General features: G+C 39.3%; 15 protein-coding genes and 1 rRNA gene. 6 read left to right on the forward strand and 10 right to left on the reverse strand.

Annotation, left to right across the window (positions count from 1 at the left end; all coding sequences use genetic code 11):
• Positions 1-47: 47 nt before the first annotated feature.
• From ilvA to ilvG, 4 genes are all read right to left on the reverse strand, one after another.
• Positions 48-1,601, reverse strand: a complete 1,554-nt coding sequence (ilvA, locus tag I6F42_RS10955) for a threonine ammonia-lyase, biosynthetic (RefSeq protein WP_197152118.1) — start codon at positions 1,599-1,601, stop codon at positions 48-50.
• 2 nt (positions 1,602-1,603) lie between these two features.
• Complete coding sequence (gene ilvD, locus I6F42_RS10960; protein ID WP_010553830.1) at positions 1,604-3,460, reverse strand: dihydroxy-acid dehydratase; 1,857 nt, start codon at positions 3,458-3,460, stop codon at positions 1,604-1,606.
• A 103-nt stretch (positions 3,461-3,563) separates the two neighbouring features.
• On the reverse strand, positions 3,564-3,809 hold the full coding sequence (gene ilvM, locus I6F42_RS10965; protein WP_010553831.1) for an acetolactate synthase 2 small subunit: 246 nt from the start codon (positions 3,807-3,809) through the stop codon (positions 3,564-3,566).
• Positions 3,806-5,455: an acetolactate synthase 2 catalytic subunit gene (gene ilvG, locus I6F42_RS10970; protein WP_007582116.1), complete on the reverse strand. Its 1,650-nt coding sequence runs from the start codon at positions 5,453-5,455 to the stop codon at positions 3,806-3,808. Before ilvG ends, ilvM begins: the two co-directional genes overlap by 4 nt.
• 553 nt (positions 5,456-6,008) lie before the next feature.
• On the opposite strand from ilvG, the gene I6F42_RS10975 reads away from it, so the two are divergent.
• The 6 genes from I6F42_RS10975 (at position 6,009) to I6F42_RS11000 (ending at position 13,077) form a co-directional block, all read left to right on the forward strand.
• On the forward strand, positions 6,009-7,679 hold the full coding sequence (locus I6F42_RS10975) for a phosphoethanolamine transferase (protein ID WP_197152120.1): 1,671 nt from the start codon (positions 6,009-6,011) through the stop codon (positions 7,677-7,679).
• Complete coding sequence (locus tag I6F42_RS10980; protein ID WP_197152122.1) at positions 7,676-8,047, forward strand: diacylglycerol kinase; 372 nt, start codon at positions 7,676-7,678, stop codon at positions 8,045-8,047. The genes I6F42_RS10975 and I6F42_RS10980 overlap by 4 nt, the downstream gene beginning before the upstream one ends.
• Positions 8,038-9,984, forward strand: a complete 1,947-nt coding sequence (locus I6F42_RS10985; RefSeq protein ID WP_197152124.1) for an LTA synthase family protein — start codon at positions 8,038-8,040, stop codon at positions 9,982-9,984. Before I6F42_RS10980 ends, I6F42_RS10985 begins: the two co-directional genes overlap by 10 nt.
• Before the next feature lie 73 nt (positions 9,985-10,057).
• Complete coding sequence (locus tag I6F42_RS10990) at positions 10,058-10,732, forward strand: response regulator transcription factor (RefSeq protein ID WP_197152126.1); 675 nt, start codon at positions 10,058-10,060, stop codon at positions 10,730-10,732.
• Complete coding sequence (locus I6F42_RS10995; RefSeq protein ID WP_197152128.1) at positions 10,713-12,149, forward strand: HAMP domain-containing sensor histidine kinase; 1,437 nt, start codon at positions 10,713-10,715, stop codon at positions 12,147-12,149. The genes I6F42_RS10990 and I6F42_RS10995 overlap by 20 nt, the downstream gene beginning before the upstream one ends.
• Positions 12,150-12,198: 49 nt before the next feature.
• Positions 12,199-13,077, forward strand: a complete 879-nt coding sequence (locus I6F42_RS11000) for a TraB/GumN family protein (RefSeq protein WP_197152130.1) — start codon at positions 12,199-12,201, stop codon at positions 13,075-13,077.
• A 47-nt stretch (positions 13,078-13,124) separates the two neighbouring features.
• Here I6F42_RS11000 and I6F42_RS11005 read toward each other — a convergent pair whose 3' ends face one another.
• From I6F42_RS11005 to rrf, 6 genes are all read right to left on the reverse strand, one after another.
• Positions 13,125-14,534 (reverse strand): ATP-binding cassette domain-containing protein, encoded by a 1,410-nt coding sequence (locus tag I6F42_RS11005; RefSeq protein ID WP_010553838.1) that lies wholly within the window; start codon positions 14,532-14,534, stop codon positions 13,125-13,127.
• A 76-nt stretch (positions 14,535-14,610) separates the two neighbouring features.
• The gene (locus I6F42_RS11010) at positions 14,611-16,341 is read right to left on the reverse strand and encodes a response regulator (RefSeq protein ID WP_010553839.1); all 1,731 of its coding nucleotides are present in this window, start codon (positions 16,339-16,341) and stop codon (positions 14,611-14,613) included.
• A 123-nt stretch (positions 16,342-16,464) separates the two neighbouring features.
• A complete protein-coding gene (locus tag I6F42_RS11015) occupies positions 16,465-18,798 on the reverse strand; it encodes a fatty acid cis/trans isomerase (protein ID WP_010553840.1) in 2,334 nt (777 codons plus the stop codon).
• Positions 18,795-19,157, reverse strand: coding sequence for a hypothetical protein (locus I6F42_RS11020; protein ID WP_010553841.1), 363 nt, complete (start codon positions 19,155-19,157; stop codon positions 18,795-18,797). Before I6F42_RS11020 ends, I6F42_RS11015 begins: the two co-directional genes overlap by 4 nt.
• A gap of 86 nt (positions 19,158-19,243) precedes the next feature.
• The gene (locus I6F42_RS11025; protein WP_010553842.1) at positions 19,244-20,038 is read right to left on the reverse strand and encodes a VOC family protein; all 795 of its coding nucleotides are present in this window, start codon (positions 20,036-20,038) and stop codon (positions 19,244-19,246) included.
• 329 nt (positions 20,039-20,367) lie between these two features.
• A 5S ribosomal RNA gene (gene rrf / locus I6F42_RS11030) occupies positions 20,368-20,482 on the reverse strand.
• Positions 20,483-20,681: the final 199 nt, after the last annotated feature.

Raw genomic sequence — 20,681 nt, forward strand, 5'->3', positions numbered from 1 at the left:
TGTAATAAAGCAAGCACCCTAGTTAGGTGCCTGCCTTTAAAGAAGAGTTATACTGAGGCGAGTTTTTCGGCTTTTTCTGCTTGCGGTTTTGATGTTAAAAATTGGCTAAAGCACGGATTTTGTGTTTCATCTTGTACACTGTAACCTAAACGGTTTAAGTGCTCGTTAAACATCTCATACTGACTTGGCTCAATAGCAAAACCTGCCAGTACATTCCCCATCGAACCACCGTGATTACGATAATGAAATAAGGTAATGTTCCAATTACTACCTAAAGTATCTAAAAAGCGTGCAAGCGCACCTGGATATTCAGGAAATTCAAAGCGAAGTAAGCGCTCATGTAATTGCTCTGGTGCTTTTCCGCCAACCATATAGCGCACATGTAATTTAGCGAGTTCGTTATCCGACAGGTCGCAAAATTGGTAATCATTATTTGTTAAGTCTTGCTTTAGCTCTTTGAGTTCTTCCTCGCCTTGGCGCAGAGCAATGCCCACAAATATTTGTGCTTCACCAGGTCCTGCATAACGGTAGTTAAACTCAGTAATAGCACGGCCACCTAAAGAAGCACAAAACTGTTTAAAACTGCCTTTTTCTTCTTTAATAGTAACCGCTAATAACGCTTCGTTTTTTTCACCCAGCGCAGTGCGCTCTGCAACATAACGCAGGCGATCAAAGTTTAAATTAGCACCCGAAAGCACAGCCGCTAAATGTAGTCCTTTTAACCCCGACTGCTGACTCCACTTTTTAAGCCCTGCCGTTGCAAGTGCACCTGAAGGCTCTGCAATTGCACGGGTAGATACAAAAATATCCTGCATGGCAGCACATATTTCATCGCTAGTAACGGTTACAACTTCATCGCAAAACTTTTGCGCTAAACGAAATGTTTCAGTGCCAATAATTTTAACCGCTACGCCATCGGCAAAACTACCAACGCGATCAAGCTCTACTGGCTTACCGGCTTCAAGTGCTGCTTGTAAACACGCACTTTCGTCGGCTTCTACGCCAATTACTTTTATATCTGGACGCAACGATTTAATGTAAACCGCCATACCAGCAAGTAAACCGCCGCCGCCAACAGGAATAAACACAGCATCAAGCTCGTTTAATTGCTGCATTAACTCGCGTGCTACAGTGCCTTGACCAACAATGACATCCGGATCGTCAAATGGCGGGACAAATATACCGTTACGCTGCTCTGTAAGCTCAAGCGCATAGGCTTTTGCTGCATCAAAATGATGGCCATGTAATACAACTTCACCGCCAAGTGCGCGCACTGCGCTGACTTTTATTTCAGGCGTTGTTACTGGCATTACAATAGTTGCTTGATGCCCAAGGTGAGATGCACTCAATGCAACCCCTTGAGCATGATTACCCGCAGAAGCAGTAATAACCACTGAGCCTTTAGGTAATTTATTTAATTTGTTATACGCACCGCGTAACTTAAATGAATACACGGGCTGTTGGTCTTCACGCTTTAACCAAACATGGTTACCTAGCTTTTTACTGAGTTCAGCCATTTCGCTAACCTCAGTAACTTTAGCCAAAGGCTCCATGTTTGCTTGAATAATAGCGCGAAAATAATCGAGCTCTTGAGAGACCATAATTAACTAAGCGCCTCCAATTTAGCTAAGTCGCGCACTGCGCCTTTATCGGCACTTGTTGCAAGTAATGCATAAGCCTTTAAAGCAGACGATACATAACGCTCACGATCAACTGGCTTGTACGCCATTTTTCCGCGTGCTAATTGCTTTTGTTTACGTGCCTCAAGTTCTTCATCGCTTAGCGCTAATGTGATTTCACGTGTTGCGATATCAATAATGATTTTGTCGCCATTTTCAACATAAGCGATTGCACCACCACTCGCCGCCTCTGGCGATACATGGCCAATTGATAAACCCGAAGTACCACCCGAAAAGCGACCATCTGTAATAAGAGCACACTTTTCAGCTAAGCCTTTCGATTTTAAGTAGCTTGTTGGGTATAGCATTTCTTGCATACCTGGGCCGCCTCTAGGGCCTTCATAACGAATAACCACTACATCGCCGGCTTTTACTTCGTTATTTAAAATCCCTTCTACTGAATCATCTTGTGATTCGTATACAATGGCGGTGCCTTCAAAATGTAGCATTTCGTCAACTACGCCAGCACTTTTTACAACACAACCATCAACGGCTAGATTACCCGAAAGCACAGCTAAGCCACCGTCTTGGCGAAAAGCATGTTCAACGCTTCGAATACACCCATTCACGCGGTCATTATCGCCTTCATCCCAACGACACTCTTGGCTCATTGCTTTAGTAGTTCGAATGCCCGCAGGACCCGCACGGTAAAATTTGCGCGCAACTTCGTTAGTTGGGTCGGTTGCATCCCATTTTTTAACAAGCTCAGCCATTGTTGACCCAGCTACATGATTAACCGACATATCAACTAAGCCCGCTTTACCAAGCTCGCGTACAACTGCCATCATGCCACCTGCACGGTGGACATCTTCAATATGGTACTCTGGTGTTGCTGGTGCAACTTTACATAAAAACGGTGTTTTACGAGAAAGCGCATCAATGTGCGACATATCAAAATCAACGCCAGCTTCTTGCGCTGCTGCGAGTAAATGTAATACGGTATTTGACGAGCCGCCCATTGCAATATCAACAACCATTGCATTCATAAAGGCTGTTTTATTGGCAATTGCGCGTGGCAATACATCTTGATTATCTTTTTGATAGTACTCACGACATAAATCAACAATACGAGCCCCTGCTTCAACATACAGTTGTTTACGGTCTTTATGAGTGGCAAGCGTGGTACCGTTACCCGGAAGTGCTAAGCCTATTGCCTCTAACAAACAGTTCATTGAGTTTGCAGTAAACATGCCTGAACACGAACCACATGTAGGACACGCAGAGCGCTCTACTTGCTCTGAATCTGCATCACTTACCGATTCATCTGCGCCTTTAACCATGGCATCAACTAAATCAAGTTTAATGTCGATGTTAGCAAGTTTAGTTTTACCCGCCTCCATTGGACCGCCCGATACAAATATTACCGGTATGTTTAAACGTAGCGCTGCAAGCATCATCCCTGGAGTGATTTTGTCGCAGTTTGAAATACAGATCATCGCATCGGCGCAATGACCATTTACCATGTATTCAACCGAGTCAGCAATTAAATCGCGTGAAGGCAGCGAATAAAGCATACCGCCGTGTCCCATCGCAATGCCATCATCAATAGCAATGGTATTAAATTCTTTTGGAACGCCACCGGCTTGGGTTATTGTCTCACCCATAAGCTCACTAAGCTGATTAAGGTGTACATGCCCTGGTACAAATTGTGTAAACGAGTTAACTACGGCAATAATCGGTTTACCAAAATCAGAGTCGGTCATACCTGTTGCGCGCCATAATGCTCTTGCGCCTGCACGTTTACGTCCTTCAGTTGTTGTTGCACTTCTTAATTTAGCCATAGTTACCTCAGTTTTTGCCGCAATATAAGCGGGCATTCCTCATTCTAAAATTGGTGAATAACCGAGTAACTCAGTTACTCGTAAATTATTTTGTAATTCGTAATTACACAGCCTGTTGGTGCTGTAAATTTTGTAAAGTGACTTCTTTTACATCCACCAGCTTGTTTAGCTGGCTGGTTAATAGATGAATAGGTTTATCACTATCTACCGTCATGGCTACGTTGTATAAGCCATCATCCATATTGAGCTGAAAATGCGTTAGGTTAAAACCACGATGACGCACCACTCGTAAAAAGCGTTCTACCGCTATACTTTGGCTTTTTAATGCAATAGTTAGGCTGTGTTTCATTTTGCTTTCTCCGTCATCATTTCGTCGTTAGCAGCCCCTGGTGGTACAAGTGGCCAAACATTTTCTTTATCATCAATACAGGCATGTACTATGTACGGGCCTTTGCTGTTAACTAATGCTGTAATAGCATCATCAACTTGGTTAGCGTGGGTAATCGTTTGCCCTGGAATACCAAATACAGCAGCTAGTTGCACAAAGTCTGGGTTATCCGAAAGGTTAGTTTCAGAGTAACGTCCTTCAAAAAACAGTTCCTGCCATTGGCGAACCATCCCTAAACGCTGGTTATCTAAAATTAATATTTTTACAGGTAAATTATTACGGCGAATCGTGGCCAATTCTTGAATATTCATCATTATTGAGCCATCGCCCGATACAGTGATAACAAAGTCATCAGGGCGTGCTACTTGTGCGCCAATAGCAGCCGGTAAACCAAAGCCCATTGTGCCGGCGCCACCACTACTTAAATGATTACTCGGGTGAGTAAACTTCATGTGTTGTGCTACCCACATTTGATGCTGACCTACATCGCAACACACAACGCCAGTTTTTGGCATGCGTTGGCTCAGTTGGTTTAATAAGTACGGTGCGTAGACCTTCTCACCTGGGTAATCGTAACGCCACGCGTGTTTAATATTCATTTCTTTATTTGTGTCACACCACGCTTTAGGTGTTACAAAGCACTCAAGTGCAGGTAACGACGTTTTTAAATCAGCAATTAATGAAGCTTTAGCTGGTTTACGCTTACCTACTTCAGCGGCATCAATATCCAAATGAATTACTTTAGCTTTAGCTGCAAATTTAGCTAAGTTACCCGTTACGCGGTCATCAAAGCGCGCACCTATACACACAAGTACATCACATTCTTGCACGGCAATATTAGCGGCTTGACCACCATGCATACCTAGCATACCTAAGTAATGCTCGTAGTCAGGTAACACACTGCCTAATGCTTTTAGTGTTGATACAGCCGGCATCTGAGTTTTATTTAAAAACTGCATTAACTCGTCTTGCGCATCAGCGGCTTGTACACCACCGCCTACGTACGCTACAGGCTGTTTAGCCTCACTCAACAATTGATTAGCAATAGCAACTTGCTTTAAATCTAACTCAGGTAAGTATTCATCAGCTGCAAGCCAAGGCTTAAAAGGTACTTGCGCCATTTGAATATCTTTTGGGATATCGACAAGTACAGGACCTGGTCGGCCGCTTTGCGCTAAATGAATCGCTTCTTGTAATATCTCTGCTAAGTCTTCCGCTCGTTCTACCATGTAGCTGTGCTTAGTACACGAAAGCGACATACCTAGTACATCTATTTCTTGAAACGCATCTGAACCAATAGCTGCAGTAGGCACTTGGCCGGTGATCGCCAATAATGGTACTGAGTCCATCATCGCATCAGCAAGGGCTGTTATTAAGTTAGTTGCACCTGGGCCCGATGTTGCAAAACACACACCTAATTTACGCGTGCTGCGAGCATAACCAACAGCTGCAAACCCTGCACCTTGCTCATGACGAGTAAGGTAGTGTTTGACTGGCGCGCCATACAGCGCATCGTAAATTGGCATAATAGCTCCGCCTGGGTAGCCAAATACTTCATTTACGCCGTGTTTGGCCAATAAGTCGATTGTTAGTTCTGCGCCTGTCATTAATAAACCCTCATTCCTCAGTGACAACCCAATTACATTTTTACGCTAAAAACTTTGCCCTTAAAACTAAAAAGCCCTCCGAACGGTTAAGTGCGGAGGGCTTTTTTAATGCTTAAGTTTTTAAAGCACTACGAAGCCCTCGCGGGAATAATCACCACGATAATAATCAGGACTAGGTTAAGTGCGTTTGTAAGCATGTAATTAATACCAAATTTTGTTCAATTATCGCGAAGGTTATTCCTTCGCTCTCTTTTTATATTAGTACCGCGCTAGGCCCTTTAAGTCAACACCAAAGTTAATCTAACAAAAAGACTAAAAGGCAATTTATCAGGTTTTAAAATTCATTATACAAGCTAGTAGTGGTTTTTTTATGCTCTAATTTTATTCTCAGAAATTCACTATTCTTATATCCCTTATTTAAGGTTTGATTAATTTTTGAGAATATTTTTATAAATAAAATTATTTATCACCTTCAGGTAATGCGTAGGTTCCCTTAAGCAGCTCTTAAGTATTATGGCATAGCATGGCGTTGTTATTTAAAACGAGCCTAAATATGAACATAACTAGCCAAACATCAGCACAAAAAAAGCCAAATCGTAGTAAACGGTTTTACATTCACTGTAGTGCAAATGCCTTTGTAGTGATGATTGCCTGTTATTACTGTTTAGTTATAAACATTCCTTTTATTCAAGGTTCGTTTAGCGCCATCACCTCACTTGCATCTTTTTCATGGCTATTTTTACTTTCCGTGCCACTGCTTTTGTTATGCCTTTTAATTATTTTCTTTTCAATAGTGTCGGTTAGATGGTTACTAAAACCAGTTAACTATCTTTTACTGATAATTTCGAGTGCCGTGCTTTACGGCTCATTAAATTACGGTGTCGTGTTTGACTATTCAATGATTCAAAACACGTTCGAAACTGATTCAAGTGAAGCGCTGAGCTATTTAAATCCGCAGCTCATAGGCTTTCTACTACTGTTTTGTGCGCTACCTGTTTTTATATTAAGCAAAGTAAAAATACACTTTACCCGCCCTCACCAAGAAGCTATTAGTCGTATAAAACTTATTATAGCGTGCTGCTCACTAATTGCTTTAGTGGTCGCTAACTTTTACGCCGATTACGCAGCCACTGGACGTAACAACCGCATTTTGAAAAAAGAAATTATTCCGTTTCAATATCTCTCTAGCGGTTATAAATATATGCGCGATCAGCTGCTGTATACCAACATGGAATTTAAAAATATAGATGCAACACCCACTCTCATTACGCCTAACACCATCAGCGTAACAGTTATGGTTGTTGGCGAAACCGCACGAGCAGAAAACTTTGCTTATCAAGGTTATAAGCGCAACACCAACCCTTATACACAAAAGCATAATGTGACGTATTTTAATAATGTGGCGTCTTGTGGCACCGCTACTGCTGTGTCTGTGCCGTGTATGTTTTCACTGCAAACACAAGATAACTTTGATCGATTAGCAGCCGACAACCAACAAAACCTGATTGATTTAGCACAACAAGCTGGCAGCGACGTACTGTGGGTTGATAACAACAGCGGCTGTAAAAACGTATGCACCCGTGTTGTTAACATTGATATCCCAACCACCCCATCAGCGCTTTGCGATGGGAAATATTGTTTTGATGAAGCACTCCTTGCTCCACTTAAACGCAAACTCGCTAATTTAAGCCAAGCTAACACCGTTATTGTCCTCCACATGATGGGCTCACACGGGCCAACCTACTTTAAACGCTACCCAGATAAATTTAAGCAATTTACGCCTACGTGCGATAGAAGCGACATTCAAAACTGCTCACTCGATGAATTAGTTAATACCTACGACAACACAATTGCGTACAGCGACTTTGTTAACGCTCAAGTAATTGAGCAATTAAAAGCACTACCAAACAACATAGATAAACAGTTTTTATATGTCTCTGATCATGGTGAATCACTTGGCGAAGGCGGTGCTTATTTGCATGGTTTTCCGTATAGCTTTGCCCCAAGTACACAAACGCACGTTCCTCTTTATATGTGGGCTGATGAGCATAACCAGCGCATTACCAATACCTGTTTAGCTAATTTAGACACCACTGCTGCACGCTCACACAACAATATTTTTCACACCCTTTTAAATTTAATTGGCATTAAAAGCAAAACGTATCAGGCATCGCTCGATTTACTTGCTAGCTGCCAAACAACACCAAGCGAAATAAAAATATGAGTAATAAAACCGTTATAAAACGCCAAGGCTTAATGCGCCTTATTTTTACCTTAAGCCATTCTTTTAACGGCTTAAAATGGATGAGTCGATTTGAAGCGGCGTTTCAACAAGAGCTAGCACTGTTTTCGCTACTCGGTGTGTTTGTATGGCTACAAGAAATTGCACTAAGGGATAAATTACTGCTTATAGCTAGCCTGCTTTTTATATTGTTTGCTGAGCTGGTAAATACGGCAGTTGAGGTTGTAGTTGATAGAATTGGCAGTGAATACCATGAGCTTTCGGGGCTAGCTAAAGATATAGCCTCTGCAAGCGTGTTTATAGCTATGCTAATTGCCGCTCTTATTTGGTGGGTTGTATTATGGGCATAAAGCTAACTTTTATACCTAAAATACAAAATGCACTTGGCCCTGTATGGATTTTTGTTGTATTTACTGTTTTGGCACTTAGCTTTTTAACACTTGCTCGCTTTGGATTAAGTGTATGGCAAGGGGAGCGTGTATTTGGATCGCATGCGTGGTTATCTATATTTATAGGTGGGTTAAGAGTAGATATAGCCACTCTAAGCTACATTATTATGCCCGCATTACTACTTACCTTACTGATGCAAAGCGTAGGTTGGCAAAATAAAGTACGCGGCCTAATTAAAATTTACTTAGTGGGAATGTCTGCTTTACTCGTTTTTTTTGAAGTGATTACGCCTACGTTTATAAACGAGTACGACTTGCGCCCTAACCGCTTATTTATAGAATATTTAATTTACCCTAAAGAAGTCTCAAAAATGATTTTTTCAGGCTATAAGTTAGAAGTATTTATTGCTGTTATAGCACTTGTTTTAAGCTGTAAATTTGCAAGTAAAGTATTTAGCAATCAATGGCAAAGTACGTCATCACTAACAGCCTTAAACCAATCAATTTTAGCGCTTGTTTTAGTATGCTTAACTATTTTGGGCGCGCGTAACTCATTAGGGCACAGACCACTTAACCCCGCCATGGTCTCGTTCTCTACTGATCACTTACTTAACGACTTAACCCTTAACTCACTTTATAGCGTCGCATTTGCAGTTAAGCAACTCTCTAACGAACAATCAAGCCAAGACTATTATGGCAAAATGCCTACCGATGAATTGCTTAGTATTGTGCGTAGTAACATGCAAAACACGCAAGGCACATTTAATGATGTAACCGCCCCTACAAAAACGTTTCATGAATCAAGCAATATAGGTAAACCCAAAAATTTAGTCATTATTTTACAAGAAAGTTTAGGTGCTCGTTATGTAGGCACGCTTGGCGGTTTACCGCTTACACCTAATATCGACGCCCTTTATAAACAAGGCTGGGGGTTTGATAATTTATACGCCACGGGTACACGTTCAGTACGTGGAATTGAGGCAGTAATTACAGGGTTTACACCAACGCCTTCGCGTGCAGTTGTTAAGCTTGATAAATCACAACGTGACTTTTTTACCATTGCTGATTTTTTAGCGAAGCAAAATTACAACACGCAGTTTATTTATGGTGGCGAAAGCCATTTTGATAACATGCGCAGCTTCTTTTTAGGCAACGGTTTTAAAAGTATCGTAGATACAAATAATTTTAAAAAAATAGACTTTAATGGCTCGTGGGGCGCATCAGACGAAGACTTGTACGACCAAGCCGACATAGAACTTACTAAGCTTAAAAATCAAAACAAACCCTTTTTTAGCCTTATATTCTCAAGCTCTAATCATAGTCCGTATGACTTTCCTGACGATAAAATAACGCTGTACGACAAACAAAAACAAACCCGTAATAATGCAGCAAAGTATGCCGATTACGCACTAGGCACCTTTATCAAAAAAGCCAAGAAATCGAGCTACTGGGACGATACCGTGTTTATAGTTATTGCCGATCACGACTCACGCGTATCGGGTTCGAATTTAGTACCGGTTGATCACTTTAAAATTCCGGCCGTTATTTTTGGTAAAGGTATTACCCATAAACGAGATAGCCAACTAGCCAGCCAGATAGATATTCCTGTTACTCTACTGTCTTTAATTGGCGCAAGTGGTAAGCACCCTATGATAGGCCATGATTTATCAAAGCCAATTAGCGACAACAAACAACGCGCAATGATGCAATACGACAAAAACTTTGCATATATGCACGATAATAAAGTGGTGGTGTTACAACCACAAAAAACAGCTACCACCTATACGTATAGCAATAACCAGCTTGTACCATGTGAAAACGATGAGCAACTAGTTAAAAAAGCCCTAGCCCATGCGAACTTAGGTAATTTAGCCTACACAAATGGTTGGTACCATTAGTTCTTATTCTTGCAGTGACTTGATAATAAAGCCTTGTTAAAGTAACAAGGCTATTTTTATAAACCGAGTAAACATGAAAATCCTTGTTATTGAAGACTCTGAAGCACTAAGACGCAGCTTGCAAGTTGGCCTTAGCAACCTTGGTTTTACCGTAGATGAAACAGGTGATGGCTCAGAAGGGTTGAGTATGGCACTGAGTGGAAACTACGACCTCCTCGTACTTGATTTAATGCTACCGAGCGTTGATGGCATGAGTATTTTACAAGCACTGCGCAGCAGTAATAGCCAAAGCCGTGTGCTAATTTTATCTGCACGAAGTGAGCCTCAAGATAAAATTAGCGGCCTTATGAAAGGCGCTGACGATTATTTAACTAAGCCATTTTCGTTTGAAGAACTCCATGCTCGTGTCCTTGCATTACTTCGTCGCGGTTCACTGCAAAACCAACAAAATACCCTTACCGTAGGTGATTGCGTATTAGATCTGTCACTTAAAACTCTTCACTACAAGCAACATGCCATTGAGCTCACGCGTAATGAATACAAAATAATAGAATGCTTATTTAACGCCCCAGAGCGAGTATTAGGGCTCGAGCTTATAAGTGAAGCCGTGGTAGGTCAGTTTGATATGCTCTCTAAAAATGCGCTTGAAGCACACATCTCAACTATACGTAAAAAAGTAAGACAGTTTAGTGGCGAGCTCCCGATAAAAAACAAACGTGGATTTGGTTATGTCGCAACAACAAAATAAAAGTCACTCAATAAGACGTAAACTCGTTAATAATATTAGCGCTGTGATCTCTGTTATTTTATTCACCATATTTTTAACCGTTGATCTAAGTGTTGATACTTGGGTGGAAGATCAGTTCAATCAGTCTCTAACTAACAAAGCTAACTACTTAAAAACCTTAGTTGAGGATGACAACAACGTAGTTGAATTTGATTTTGCTGGTGAGTTTATGTCGGAGTATGAAGCAGCCGATGCCACGGAGTTTTACCAATTATGGCATGGCCGTGATGTGTTTGAGCGCTCGGACTCATTAGCGCTTTATGAAAATGCTAACCTACCTTTTTTAGAAATGCCGATAAACGAATCTAAAATTATAGATTACGAGCTTCCTAACGGGCGTGATGGCCGCGCACTTATAAGTCACTTTGTAGCCCAAAAAGACGATAGAAACCCCACTCACTCTGCTGTTTTTAATACCATGACTCTTGCGATTGCAGCGCCGACAGCCGAACTTAATAAAGTACTGATTATTATTGATGTGGTCTTTATTTTAACCTGTGTACTTGGTGTGTTTGGTGTGCGCTATTTAGTGACACGTATTGTAAATAAAGGCCTACACCCGCTACACAATTTAAACGATCAAATTAAGTTACTCGATATTACCGGTGTTGCGCAAACAATAGAAAGCGACTTTAAAGTAGAAGAAATAGAACCTATACGTAACGAGCTAAATAAGTTTATTACCGTTAATCAGCAACTCTATAGTAATGAAAAGCGCCTAACAAGCGACATTGCACATGAGCTTAAAACCCCAATAGCTGAACTCATAAGCCTTTCAGAAGTGGCTATTCGCTACCCTGACGATAAACGTATTAGCGACACCTATACCAGTGATGTACTTAATATTTCACAGCGCATGAAAACAATTGTTAGCAACCTATTACTGTTGCAGCGCTCAAGTAGCAGTACAATGCAATTAAATGCACAAAATATCATTCTAAATAACTTAGTAAATCAAATTATTGATGAGCTGACCTTTAAGCACCCAAGTATTAAAGCGCGTTTAAATAATGAGATAACTGACGAGTTTACACTTAATGCTGACGAATTTAGTTTAAATACCATTTTATGTAACTTAATCGATAACGCACTATTTTATGGGCTTCCTGAGGTTCCAATTAAATTAAGTGCCGTAAATAACATAAAAAACGTGACTATCTCTGTTAGTAACAAAGTAAATAAACCACTAAGTAGTGAACAGCTAACTGCTATTTTTGACCCACTCTATCAGCTAGATTCATCTAGAACTAATAACCAACGTCACGGTTTAGGGTTATCTATTGTGCAGAGCTTATGCAACTTAAATGGCTTTACTATTACGGCCAGTAATACCGAAAACAATACGCTAACGTTTATATTAACGTTACCTCTGAAGTGAATTTAGGTTAGTATTTACACTACTAATTTTGAGATTTTAAGGACAAACCATGAATGCTCTTACCCGTATTAGCCACTTTTTTATTGTGGCGTTACTTATAACATTTAGCTTTAACAGCTATGCAGCTCCTGCCTTATATAAAATAGAAAAAAATGGCGTCAGCTCTTACTTATTTGGCACTGTACACGTTGGTGATACCAGCATGAAAGGCTTACCTAAAAATGTAACCGATGCAATTAGCGCAAGCAAAGAAGTCATTGTTGAAGTTGATATAAGCAAACTTACCCCCCTTGAAATGCAGCAACGCTCAATGCCACTTATGATGCTAAACGATGGAAAAACACTGCAAACTGAGCTTTCAAAGCAAAATTATACCAAGCTAAAAGATTACTTTGCTAAAAAGTCGATTGATATTGCTATGTTTAATGGCTTAAAGCCTTGGGCCGTTATGGTGACTATGATGCAAATTGAATTTCAAAATGCAGGATATTCAGATAAAACTGGCATAGACAAGCAAGTGCTTAGTTACGCTAAAGAACATAAAATAAAAATAGGTGAGCTTGAAACTCTAGAGCAGCAACTGCAAATGTTTGATGGCATGGCGCTATTAGGCAATGAAATGATTGAAGAAACCTTTGAGCAACTCAGTGATATTAATACTTACTTTATCAAGTTAGTTAATGCTTGGAAAAGCGGTGACATGGACACACTAACCGATTACTACAACATGAGTTTTGATGACAGTAATTACGGTGAAATTAGCGAGCAAGTAATGCTAACTAACCGCAATAATAATTGGGTTAAACAACTCACACCGCGTTTAGCAAACGAGCAGCTATTTATTGCTGTAGGTGCTCTGCATTTACCTGAAAAACACGGGTTACTTAAACAACTACGAGATAAAGGCTTTAGCGTTACTCGTCTTTAAAATGAAAATGGGTTGAGTGATTTTTCGCTCAACCTTTCTCTGAGTTTTTAATTAAAGTCTTCCATTTTTAAGTAATTCTCTATTCCTTTAATTTTGTCTGCCGCATGATGATTTACATAAATCACAGTACTTGTATTAGCAGCACAAATTTTCTCTATTAGTAGCAGTACACGTTGCCTGTTTGCTTCATCTAAGCCCAAGCAAGGTTCATCTAAAATAAGTAACGCTGGATGTTTTACCATAGCCCGCACAATTAATAACATACGTTGATCGCCGTACGACAGCTGAGTGAATGAGGTGTTTTGCTTGTCACTTAAACCAATAAATGCCAGCCACTGTCGAGCAATATTAATTTGTGCGTCGCTCGGTTTTTGATATAAACCTATGCTGTCGTAAAAACCTGAAATAACAGTATTTAAAGCCGATATACTTACGCGGTAATCCATATGTAGCGCGTTAGATATAAAACCAATATGCTGTTTTATATCCCAAATACTCTCCCCTGTCCCACGTTTAAAACCGAACACTTCAATGTCATTGTTATAACACTGTGGGTTATCACCTGTTATTAAATTTAATAAGCATGTTTTTCCTGAACCGTTCGCTCCACTAAGCTGCCAATGCTGATGCTTTTTTATAGTCAAATTGAGATTTTTGAATATGCTTACATCACTATAACTAACTTTAGCATTACTCAATTTAACTAAGGTATTACCAGTGAATGTCTTTTGCTCTTGCTCGGCGTCAGGAGATGGCACATCCAATGAAGTATGCTCTAAATGAAGTAGTTTTAGTAAATCACTTAATTGCTCACTACTTGGCTTTGCTAAAGTATGTAACAAGCAGCCTTGGTTTACATAACCATAGTGAGTAATGAATGAAGGGATTTCGTCTAAGCGGTTTAGCACAAAAACAAAAGTAATCGTGTGGCTAAGCTCTATAAGTATTTTATTAAGTTGCTGGCAAGATTGTACGTCGAGTCCATCAAATGGCTCGTCAAGCACGACTAACTCACTATGGGAGCTGAGTGCTTTAATAAGTAGGAGTTTACGAGTTTCACCCGTTGAAAGGTCTCTAAAATGCCTATTTAGTAATGAGCTAAATTTAAATAATTTTATTAGCTGCGCTAATAACTCACCATTATTACTATGCTCTGTAAAAATAAGGTCTTGAACGAGGCTATGCTTTTCGTGCTCTAATTCTTGGGCCAGTAACTGTTTATGCGAATCTGAAGACACGAGCATAAGTTTATTAATACTACTTATACGCTTACCACTTTCGCACTTAGCTTCACCAACTAGCGCAGCTGTCAGTGCAGATTTACCGGCTCCATTAGCACCTAGAAGCAGCCAATGTTCTCCTAGATTCACTTGCCAATCTAGGTTGCATATGTCGTAACGACTTTTGCCTTGCCCTTGTAAGTAACCATTAAATTGCTCAAGCGTAATTGACTGCACTAACTTTTCCTAATAAACCTTAAAACAGCAAGTTAACGCATATTAAAAGAGCTTAGCAAGCTTGTTATCTGCAAAATTAATTTATTTCACTAACAACGCTAATACTATTTAATGCGTCTTTAATTGCTTGCTGGCTTATTGGCTTATGAATATGGAGGTTAGCTCCGTATTCATAAACTCGCTCTATATCATTTTGTGAGGTATTTGCTGTTATAACAATAATTGGCATTACTTTATTAAGATCGGAACGTATTTTTTTAATAGCCTCAAACCCATCCATTACTGGCATGTTTAAGTCCATAAAAACAATATCGTACTGATTTTCACTCACCATATCACACGCGACTTTACCATTTTCTGCGCAATCATAGCTTAAACCTAATAAGCTAAGTATGCGGGTTAATAACATAGTGTTTAATGGGTTATCTTCAACGACTAAACACTTTAGTTTGTCATTTATTTTACGAGGGTTTGGGAGAGCTTTACTGGCAATTATTGGTAAGTGCAAAGATACCAGCGCTCCATGGGCTTCATTATTTTTGAAGGTAATTTCACCGTGCAACGCCTTTACAACATACTGAACACGAGTGAGACCTGTTCTTAATCCTTGAAAATGGTTTGTTTGTTTAAATGAGTCAAATTCAAGATCAGTAATCTCTTTCGAAAAACCACAACCAGTATCACTTACAGTTACACAAAGTTCATCATTAAAAAGCTTTGCAGAGACAGTAATTTCACCTTCTGTCGTAAACTTAATAGCGTTACTGATTAATTCTGTAAGCGTATGCTGCAAACGTTGATGATCCAATTTACATACACAATTTAATGATTCATCTAAACAACTAACTAGTTTTAGGCCTTTTTGCTGACAAGCATGCTCGTAAGCCATTAGTACTTTATTACACGACTCTAGAAGGCTTTCATTTTTAAATTGCGGTACCCATTTACCTGTACTTAAAGCTTGCAAGTCTTGCAGTTCATCTAATATGGCTATTAACCTAAGTGCGCAGTAATTAGCTTGGGTTTTAACGCTTTGCTGCGTATCAGAAACCTTTAACTCCTCAATAGACGTAATAAGCCCCTGTAAAGGAGTTCTAAATTCGTGACTTGCTCTGGCAATAAAATGCTCTTTATTTTGACTCACTTGTTGAGCGAACTCTTTTTGTTTTTGGTATTTAGACAATGCGTTACCTATTTCTTTTTCCATTGGCATAAATACAAATCTTAACTCTACAAGTAGTAAAAACATCGCCATAAGCCAAAATAATAATTCAAGGTTAGATACCCAGTTTAATTTTTGGACAGCTTGCTCTTCAAATAAATTCACTGCATGATCTAGTTGCTTTAATAGCTCTTCAACCTCAGTTACAGAGAATATACGCTTATCTACTTGGCCTTGTTGATAAAGCAAATTTTCCGCTTGCTGGATATATGTTGCAACTTGGGAATCTAGTTTATGAGGAGCTAACGTATATAGCTTAATAAGCTTAGGTGTAAGGTACTGATACTCTCCATTAGCATTTTTTGAAAGTAAGTAATTATGAGTTTTTTTGAATGATACGACTGATGCCTTTAACGCTTTAGTATGCTCAGAAATATTTGTTGCCGATAATAATAACTCATTACTATGCCAAGCTATTTTTTGAGAAAGCATTCTCTGCTTACCAGCCATATTTATTATTTTGGCGTCGTATTTTTGCACCGAAAAATAATACTGCATAAGTGATGCTGATGTGCTTATTAATAGTGCTATTGCTATTAATGCCCATCGGTAACGAGTACGGATATTCGCGACAACTTTAAACATACTAAGCCCTGTTTTTGTTTTAAGTGTAGCTCAATTTTTTAGAACTAATAAGCAGCTTAAATAATGATTATTAAATAAAAAAGCCCAACTAAAAAGTTGGGCTAATAAAATAAAACTATTTAACTATCTATTTTCTAAACGGTTATAGTCGAACATTCCATATTCTATCCCACGATATTTTTTAGCTGTATCGTGCAATATATCGCTGTATTGCCAAAACTGCGGATGAGTACGTCGAATACCAAACTTAGATTTCAATGCACCATAATCAGCTTCTATTTGCATCATAGGCAATTGCTCGGCAAAAGCATTTACTTGCTGCTCGTTATTTAAATACCAAATAGCTGCTGGATAATCTCCGATAAACCCAGGAACAATAGTCGCGGTATCTTCATCATAAGCACGTTGGCCATCTTCGTTTAATAAACTAGATATATTGTAATGTGCATTATGATGAATAATAGTGTAGCCCTTATGGCTATTATCTTCTTGCTTTACAAGTATAAAAGAAAGCTGAGGTAATAAGTTAACCGCTTTTGCTGGCATGTTACTTATTACATTTAATGGCTTTGGCACTTCAGTGTAGTTGTATTTTTCACTTAAAACTGGTGCTAAGGCTTCTTTCATCAAGGTATATAGTTCATGCTGTGGATCATCCGTTTCATAGTTAATACCACTGGGCTGGCTAAATTCTCGGTTACTTTTAAAGAACTTAGATAAGTCAGGTGGTGAATTACGATACCACTGCTTTTTGATTTGATTACGCTTGTGCTCAGGTAATAGAGCTAAAAAGTTTTGCTCTCCCTCTAAACGTAAAAAATCCATGTATAGCCGTGTAACCAATTGATGGCCTATATTTCCGTATACATCAAAGCCAGCAACAAGCAAATAGTGAATACGTTCAAATAACGCATAATCAAGTATCCACGTGGTTTTAGGCTCTTGACCAATAAAGCCTTTAACAACGGTCGCACTATCAAAGTGGCGGAAAATGGTCAGTGCAGCATTTTTATTATGCCCATCACCTTTCCAAAGCAAGTCAGTTGTAAGGTGCTCGCCATCTTTGAACATTTCGTTAGCAAGCTCAATTTTTGCCTGTAAATATTTTTTCTCACGAACTGAATATTTAACCCAGCTAGAGACAGGTAACGCATTACTTTCCTCAGCAGCTGGAAGCTCTAGCGCTTCCTCATGTTGCATTAGCATTTCCCCTACAGCAGGAGTCGCAACCTTATCAGGATCAGCAAATGCCACCCAAAAGTGATCATTTATAACATTTAAAGCAATCTGACCACGACAAACAGGTCCTTTTATAAAGCCCATAATAATTAACTCTGCTTCATCAAGCATAAATTGATATTTAGAATTAATAGGAATAACTTCAAAAGTTTTAAATGGGTTAGATGCTGACTTAGGCTCATAACTCGGCATTTGCGTGACAGTATAATCTGGCGCAATAAACTGCTCGTACAAACGCAGTAATTTAGCTTCATTAAGCTCAAGTGGTAAATGCGTTTTAGAAAGAATGGTTGTACGCTCTTGCATAAAACGATAATAAACACGGCTAACTTTAGGGTCATCGTATGGACGACGCGTATTAATTAGCTTTATTTTTTCGCCAGGAGGCGTACTTGAACGAACGAGTTTAAAAAAGTTTTGTGGGTTCTCTGACGTAAAATAAATATGCGCTAAAAACCAATGTTCATAAATGTAACGTGCTGATAGCTGATACTTTAAGCTATCTTGATTTAAAAATGCTTCCCAGCCCTTTATTTTATTTTGATCAAACTTGCTCGGTGGCTCAATATGTGACATTTTACCGCCATTTTTAAGCCAGTTCTGTAAATGATTAAACTCTTCGCGCGAAACCCCAGGTAAACCATAAGGCATACCGCCATGAGGTTGCTCGTCAGCTAATCGGTCAAACTCCCCCATTGTTGCACAGGTTTGCGAACGCCCTAATGAAAAATCAAATTCATCATCTAGCACTTCATTAGTTGGTAATTCATAGCTTTGCTTTAACACTAAACTATTAAATAAAACACTTCCCGCTAAGTTTGCTTCTTCACTTTGTACGCGCTCATTTAGCACTGGCGTAAAGTTTTTTTCTCGCCATTGCTGTGTATTGGTTGCATCAAACAATAAACGGCTTGGGGTCGTTGCCAATAAACGAGTTCCATCGTAAACGAGCTCTTTACTCAAACCTCGATCAATACCTTCAGGGGATGAGAGCTTAAGCTGGCAAGGTGCGTCATAACAACCATGGCAAACGACGCAGCGGGTATCGAGTACTGGTTTTACATTTTGTAAAAAATCAGCTCCAGCAAGAGTAGAATGCGGAACGATACGCTCTTGCGCTTGTTCAGGGCCAAATAAATCATCGTAATGTGCATTACCTAAGTAAGCACAACCACTAAGGATAATTAATACAAATGTACTTATTATTATTTTTTTCATTCGTCCTCGTCACCTAAATCGAAGGTGGGCATCATATCCATTTGAGGAGAAACGAATGTTTTCTGACCTTCAGTATTCAAAACAATACTTAAAAGAGGCCCATGCGTTAATGTTATCTGCGCATCATGCTCTTGCTCTAATATACTTAAATACAGAGAATCAGTTATAAGCAACTCATAACCGCTAACGGTAATAGCTACACTGCTATCTTCACTTGGATTTTGGCAAATTTGAGCAAGTAACTCATCATCAAGTCCAATTGATATTTCAAAATCAGGCTGCTCTAAATCTCTATTACTTAATGATTCATCTAATAGAAATAAAGGAAGGGTTAAATTGCTATCTTGTTCAAATTCCATTGCGTTCTCTGCACTTTCTGACGATTTAATTGGCGAGTATTATAACAAACTAGCGAGTAAATTAACGCTAAAGCTAATGTAACTGTTTAAACGTCATCTATAACAGATTCGATCACCGAAAATACAGCACCTTGAGGGTCGCATATAACACTAAAACGACCAACATCGGGGATATCTGTTGCAGGAACACATACTTGTCCACCTAGGCTAGCGGCTTTATTTACTGCTGTATCGCAGCTCTCTACTGCAAAATAAATCATCCAATGAGCAGGAATATCTTCAGGCCAATCGCTTGTCATCTCAAGCATACCGGCAATTGGGTGTCCACCTACTAAAAATAAAGTGTAGTTCATACCTTCCATTGGCTTTATTTCACTTTCCCAGCCTAGTAAAGCACAGTAAAAATCTCTACTTACTTTACTATTTCTGGTTGCTAACTCATGCCAATAAGGCGTGTTTAATTCACCTAAGTGCTTACAACCTTTATGCTCATTCCCCTGCCATAGTGCAACAGTGGCACCTACAGGATCTTTTAGCATCAACATTCGTCCTGCATTCATAACATCATGAGGACCGGCAATAACTTCAGCACCTAGTTCTTTAGCTTTTAGCGCACAATCATCAACATTGTCGACGGCAATGTAAGCCAACCAATGACTTGGGATCCCTTCACTAATTTGCTCTTTAGGCATTTCATACATAGCGGCTATATCACCAGCTTGCTTTTGTAGCATGGTGTAATATATGTCCTCCCCAATAGGTTGATCGTCATACCCCCAATCAAATAATGATGTATAAAACGTCTTACCTTCTTTCCAATTGTGTGTACAAAGTTCTGACCAACAAAAAATGCCATGTGGATGATTATCAATTTCACTCATTATTAAACCCTTATTATTCTATTTTTATCTAAACGAGCTCTGTCACATTTTATAAACTACATAATTGAACAGATCATAAATTGAGATTAGAGCAATAACTAAGCGGAGTCGATAAAAGAAGGGCAAAAAATTCGTTATTCAGTTGTTTCATATATGAGGCTTTTAACGCAGTTAGCGTCAGATTTAATCCCTCAAATTGATTAAATATTATTGCTGATCGATATAAATGATTTACTAAGAAGTCCTTCGCTCTAGAGGAATCCCTGAATCACTTTTTTGCAGACGTAAAAAAGCCCGAATCGTTAGATTCGGGCTTTCTACAATTTGAAGCCTGGTAATGTCCTACTTTCACATAGCAAATGCTACACTATCATCGGCGCTGTTTCGTTTCACTACTGAGTTCGGCATGGAATCAGGTGGGTCCAAAACGCTATTGTCACCAAGCAAATTAGGGCGTTAATTCGTATCGCTACGCATTAACTGAATTTGGAAAATATCTGATAATATTTTTTAAGTCTTTCAGTAAATATCTACTTTAGTCATATTAACTTCTGTCTAAACTGTCGCATAAAACGCGTTTGGCGTTGTATGGTTAAGCCTCACGGGTAATTAGTACAAGTTAGCTTAATGGCTCACACCACTT

The organism is Pseudoalteromonas sp. SWYJZ12 (assembly GCF_015864395.1).
Classification (GTDB): Bacteria; Pseudomonadota; Gammaproteobacteria; order Enterobacterales; family Alteromonadaceae; genus Pseudoalteromonas; species Pseudoalteromonas arctica.

What these genes read in the sequence shown, in the direction of transcription:
- I6F42_RS10975 (WP_197152120.1), top strand. Translation starts at nt 6,009, where the DNA reads ATGAACATAACTAGCCAAACATCAGCACAAAAAAAGCCAAATCGTAGT.
- ilvA (WP_197152118.1), bottom strand. Translation starts at nt 1,601, where the DNA reads ATGGTCTCTCAAGAGCTCGATTATTTTCGCGCTATTATTCAAGCAAAC.
- ilvG (WP_007582116.1), bottom strand. Translation starts at nt 5,455, where the DNA reads ATGACAGGCGCAGAACTAACAATCGACTTATTGGCCAAACACGGCGTA.
- I6F42_RS10980 (WP_197152122.1), top strand. Translation starts at nt 7,676, where the DNA reads ATGAGTAATAAAACCGTTATAAAACGCCAAGGCTTAATGCGCCTTATT.
- I6F42_RS10990 (WP_197152126.1), top strand. Translation starts at nt 10,058, where the DNA reads ATGAAAATCCTTGTTATTGAAGACTCTGAAGCACTAAGACGCAGCTTG.
- I6F42_RS11020 (WP_010553841.1), bottom strand. Translation starts at nt 19,157, where the DNA reads ATGGAATTTGAACAAGATAGCAATTTAACCCTTCCTTTATTTCTATTA.
- ilvD (WP_010553830.1), bottom strand. Translation starts at nt 3,460, where the DNA reads ATGGCTAAATTAAGAAGTGCAACAACAACTGAAGGACGTAAACGTGCA.
- I6F42_RS10995 (WP_197152128.1), top strand. Translation starts at nt 10,713, where the DNA reads ATGTCGCAACAACAAAATAAAAGTCACTCAATAAGACGTAAACTCGTT.
- I6F42_RS11015 (WP_010553840.1), bottom strand. Translation starts at nt 18,798, where the DNA reads ATGAAAAAAATAATAATAAGTACATTTGTATTAATTATCCTTAGTGGT.
- I6F42_RS11010 (WP_010553839.1), bottom strand. Translation starts at nt 16,341, where the DNA reads ATGTTTAAAGTTGTCGCGAATATCCGTACTCGTTACCGATGGGCATTA.
- I6F42_RS11000 (WP_197152130.1), top strand. Translation starts at nt 12,199, where the DNA reads ATGAATGCTCTTACCCGTATTAGCCACTTTTTTATTGTGGCGTTACTT.
- I6F42_RS10985 (WP_197152124.1), top strand. Translation starts at nt 8,038, where the DNA reads ATGGGCATAAAGCTAACTTTTATACCTAAAATACAAAATGCACTTGGC.
- ilvM (WP_010553831.1), bottom strand. Translation starts at nt 3,809, where the DNA reads ATGAAACACAGCCTAACTATTGCATTAAAAAGCCAAAGTATAGCGGTA.
- I6F42_RS11025 (WP_010553842.1), bottom strand. Translation starts at nt 20,038, where the DNA reads ATGAGTGAAATTGATAATCATCCACATGGCATTTTTTGTTGGTCAGAA.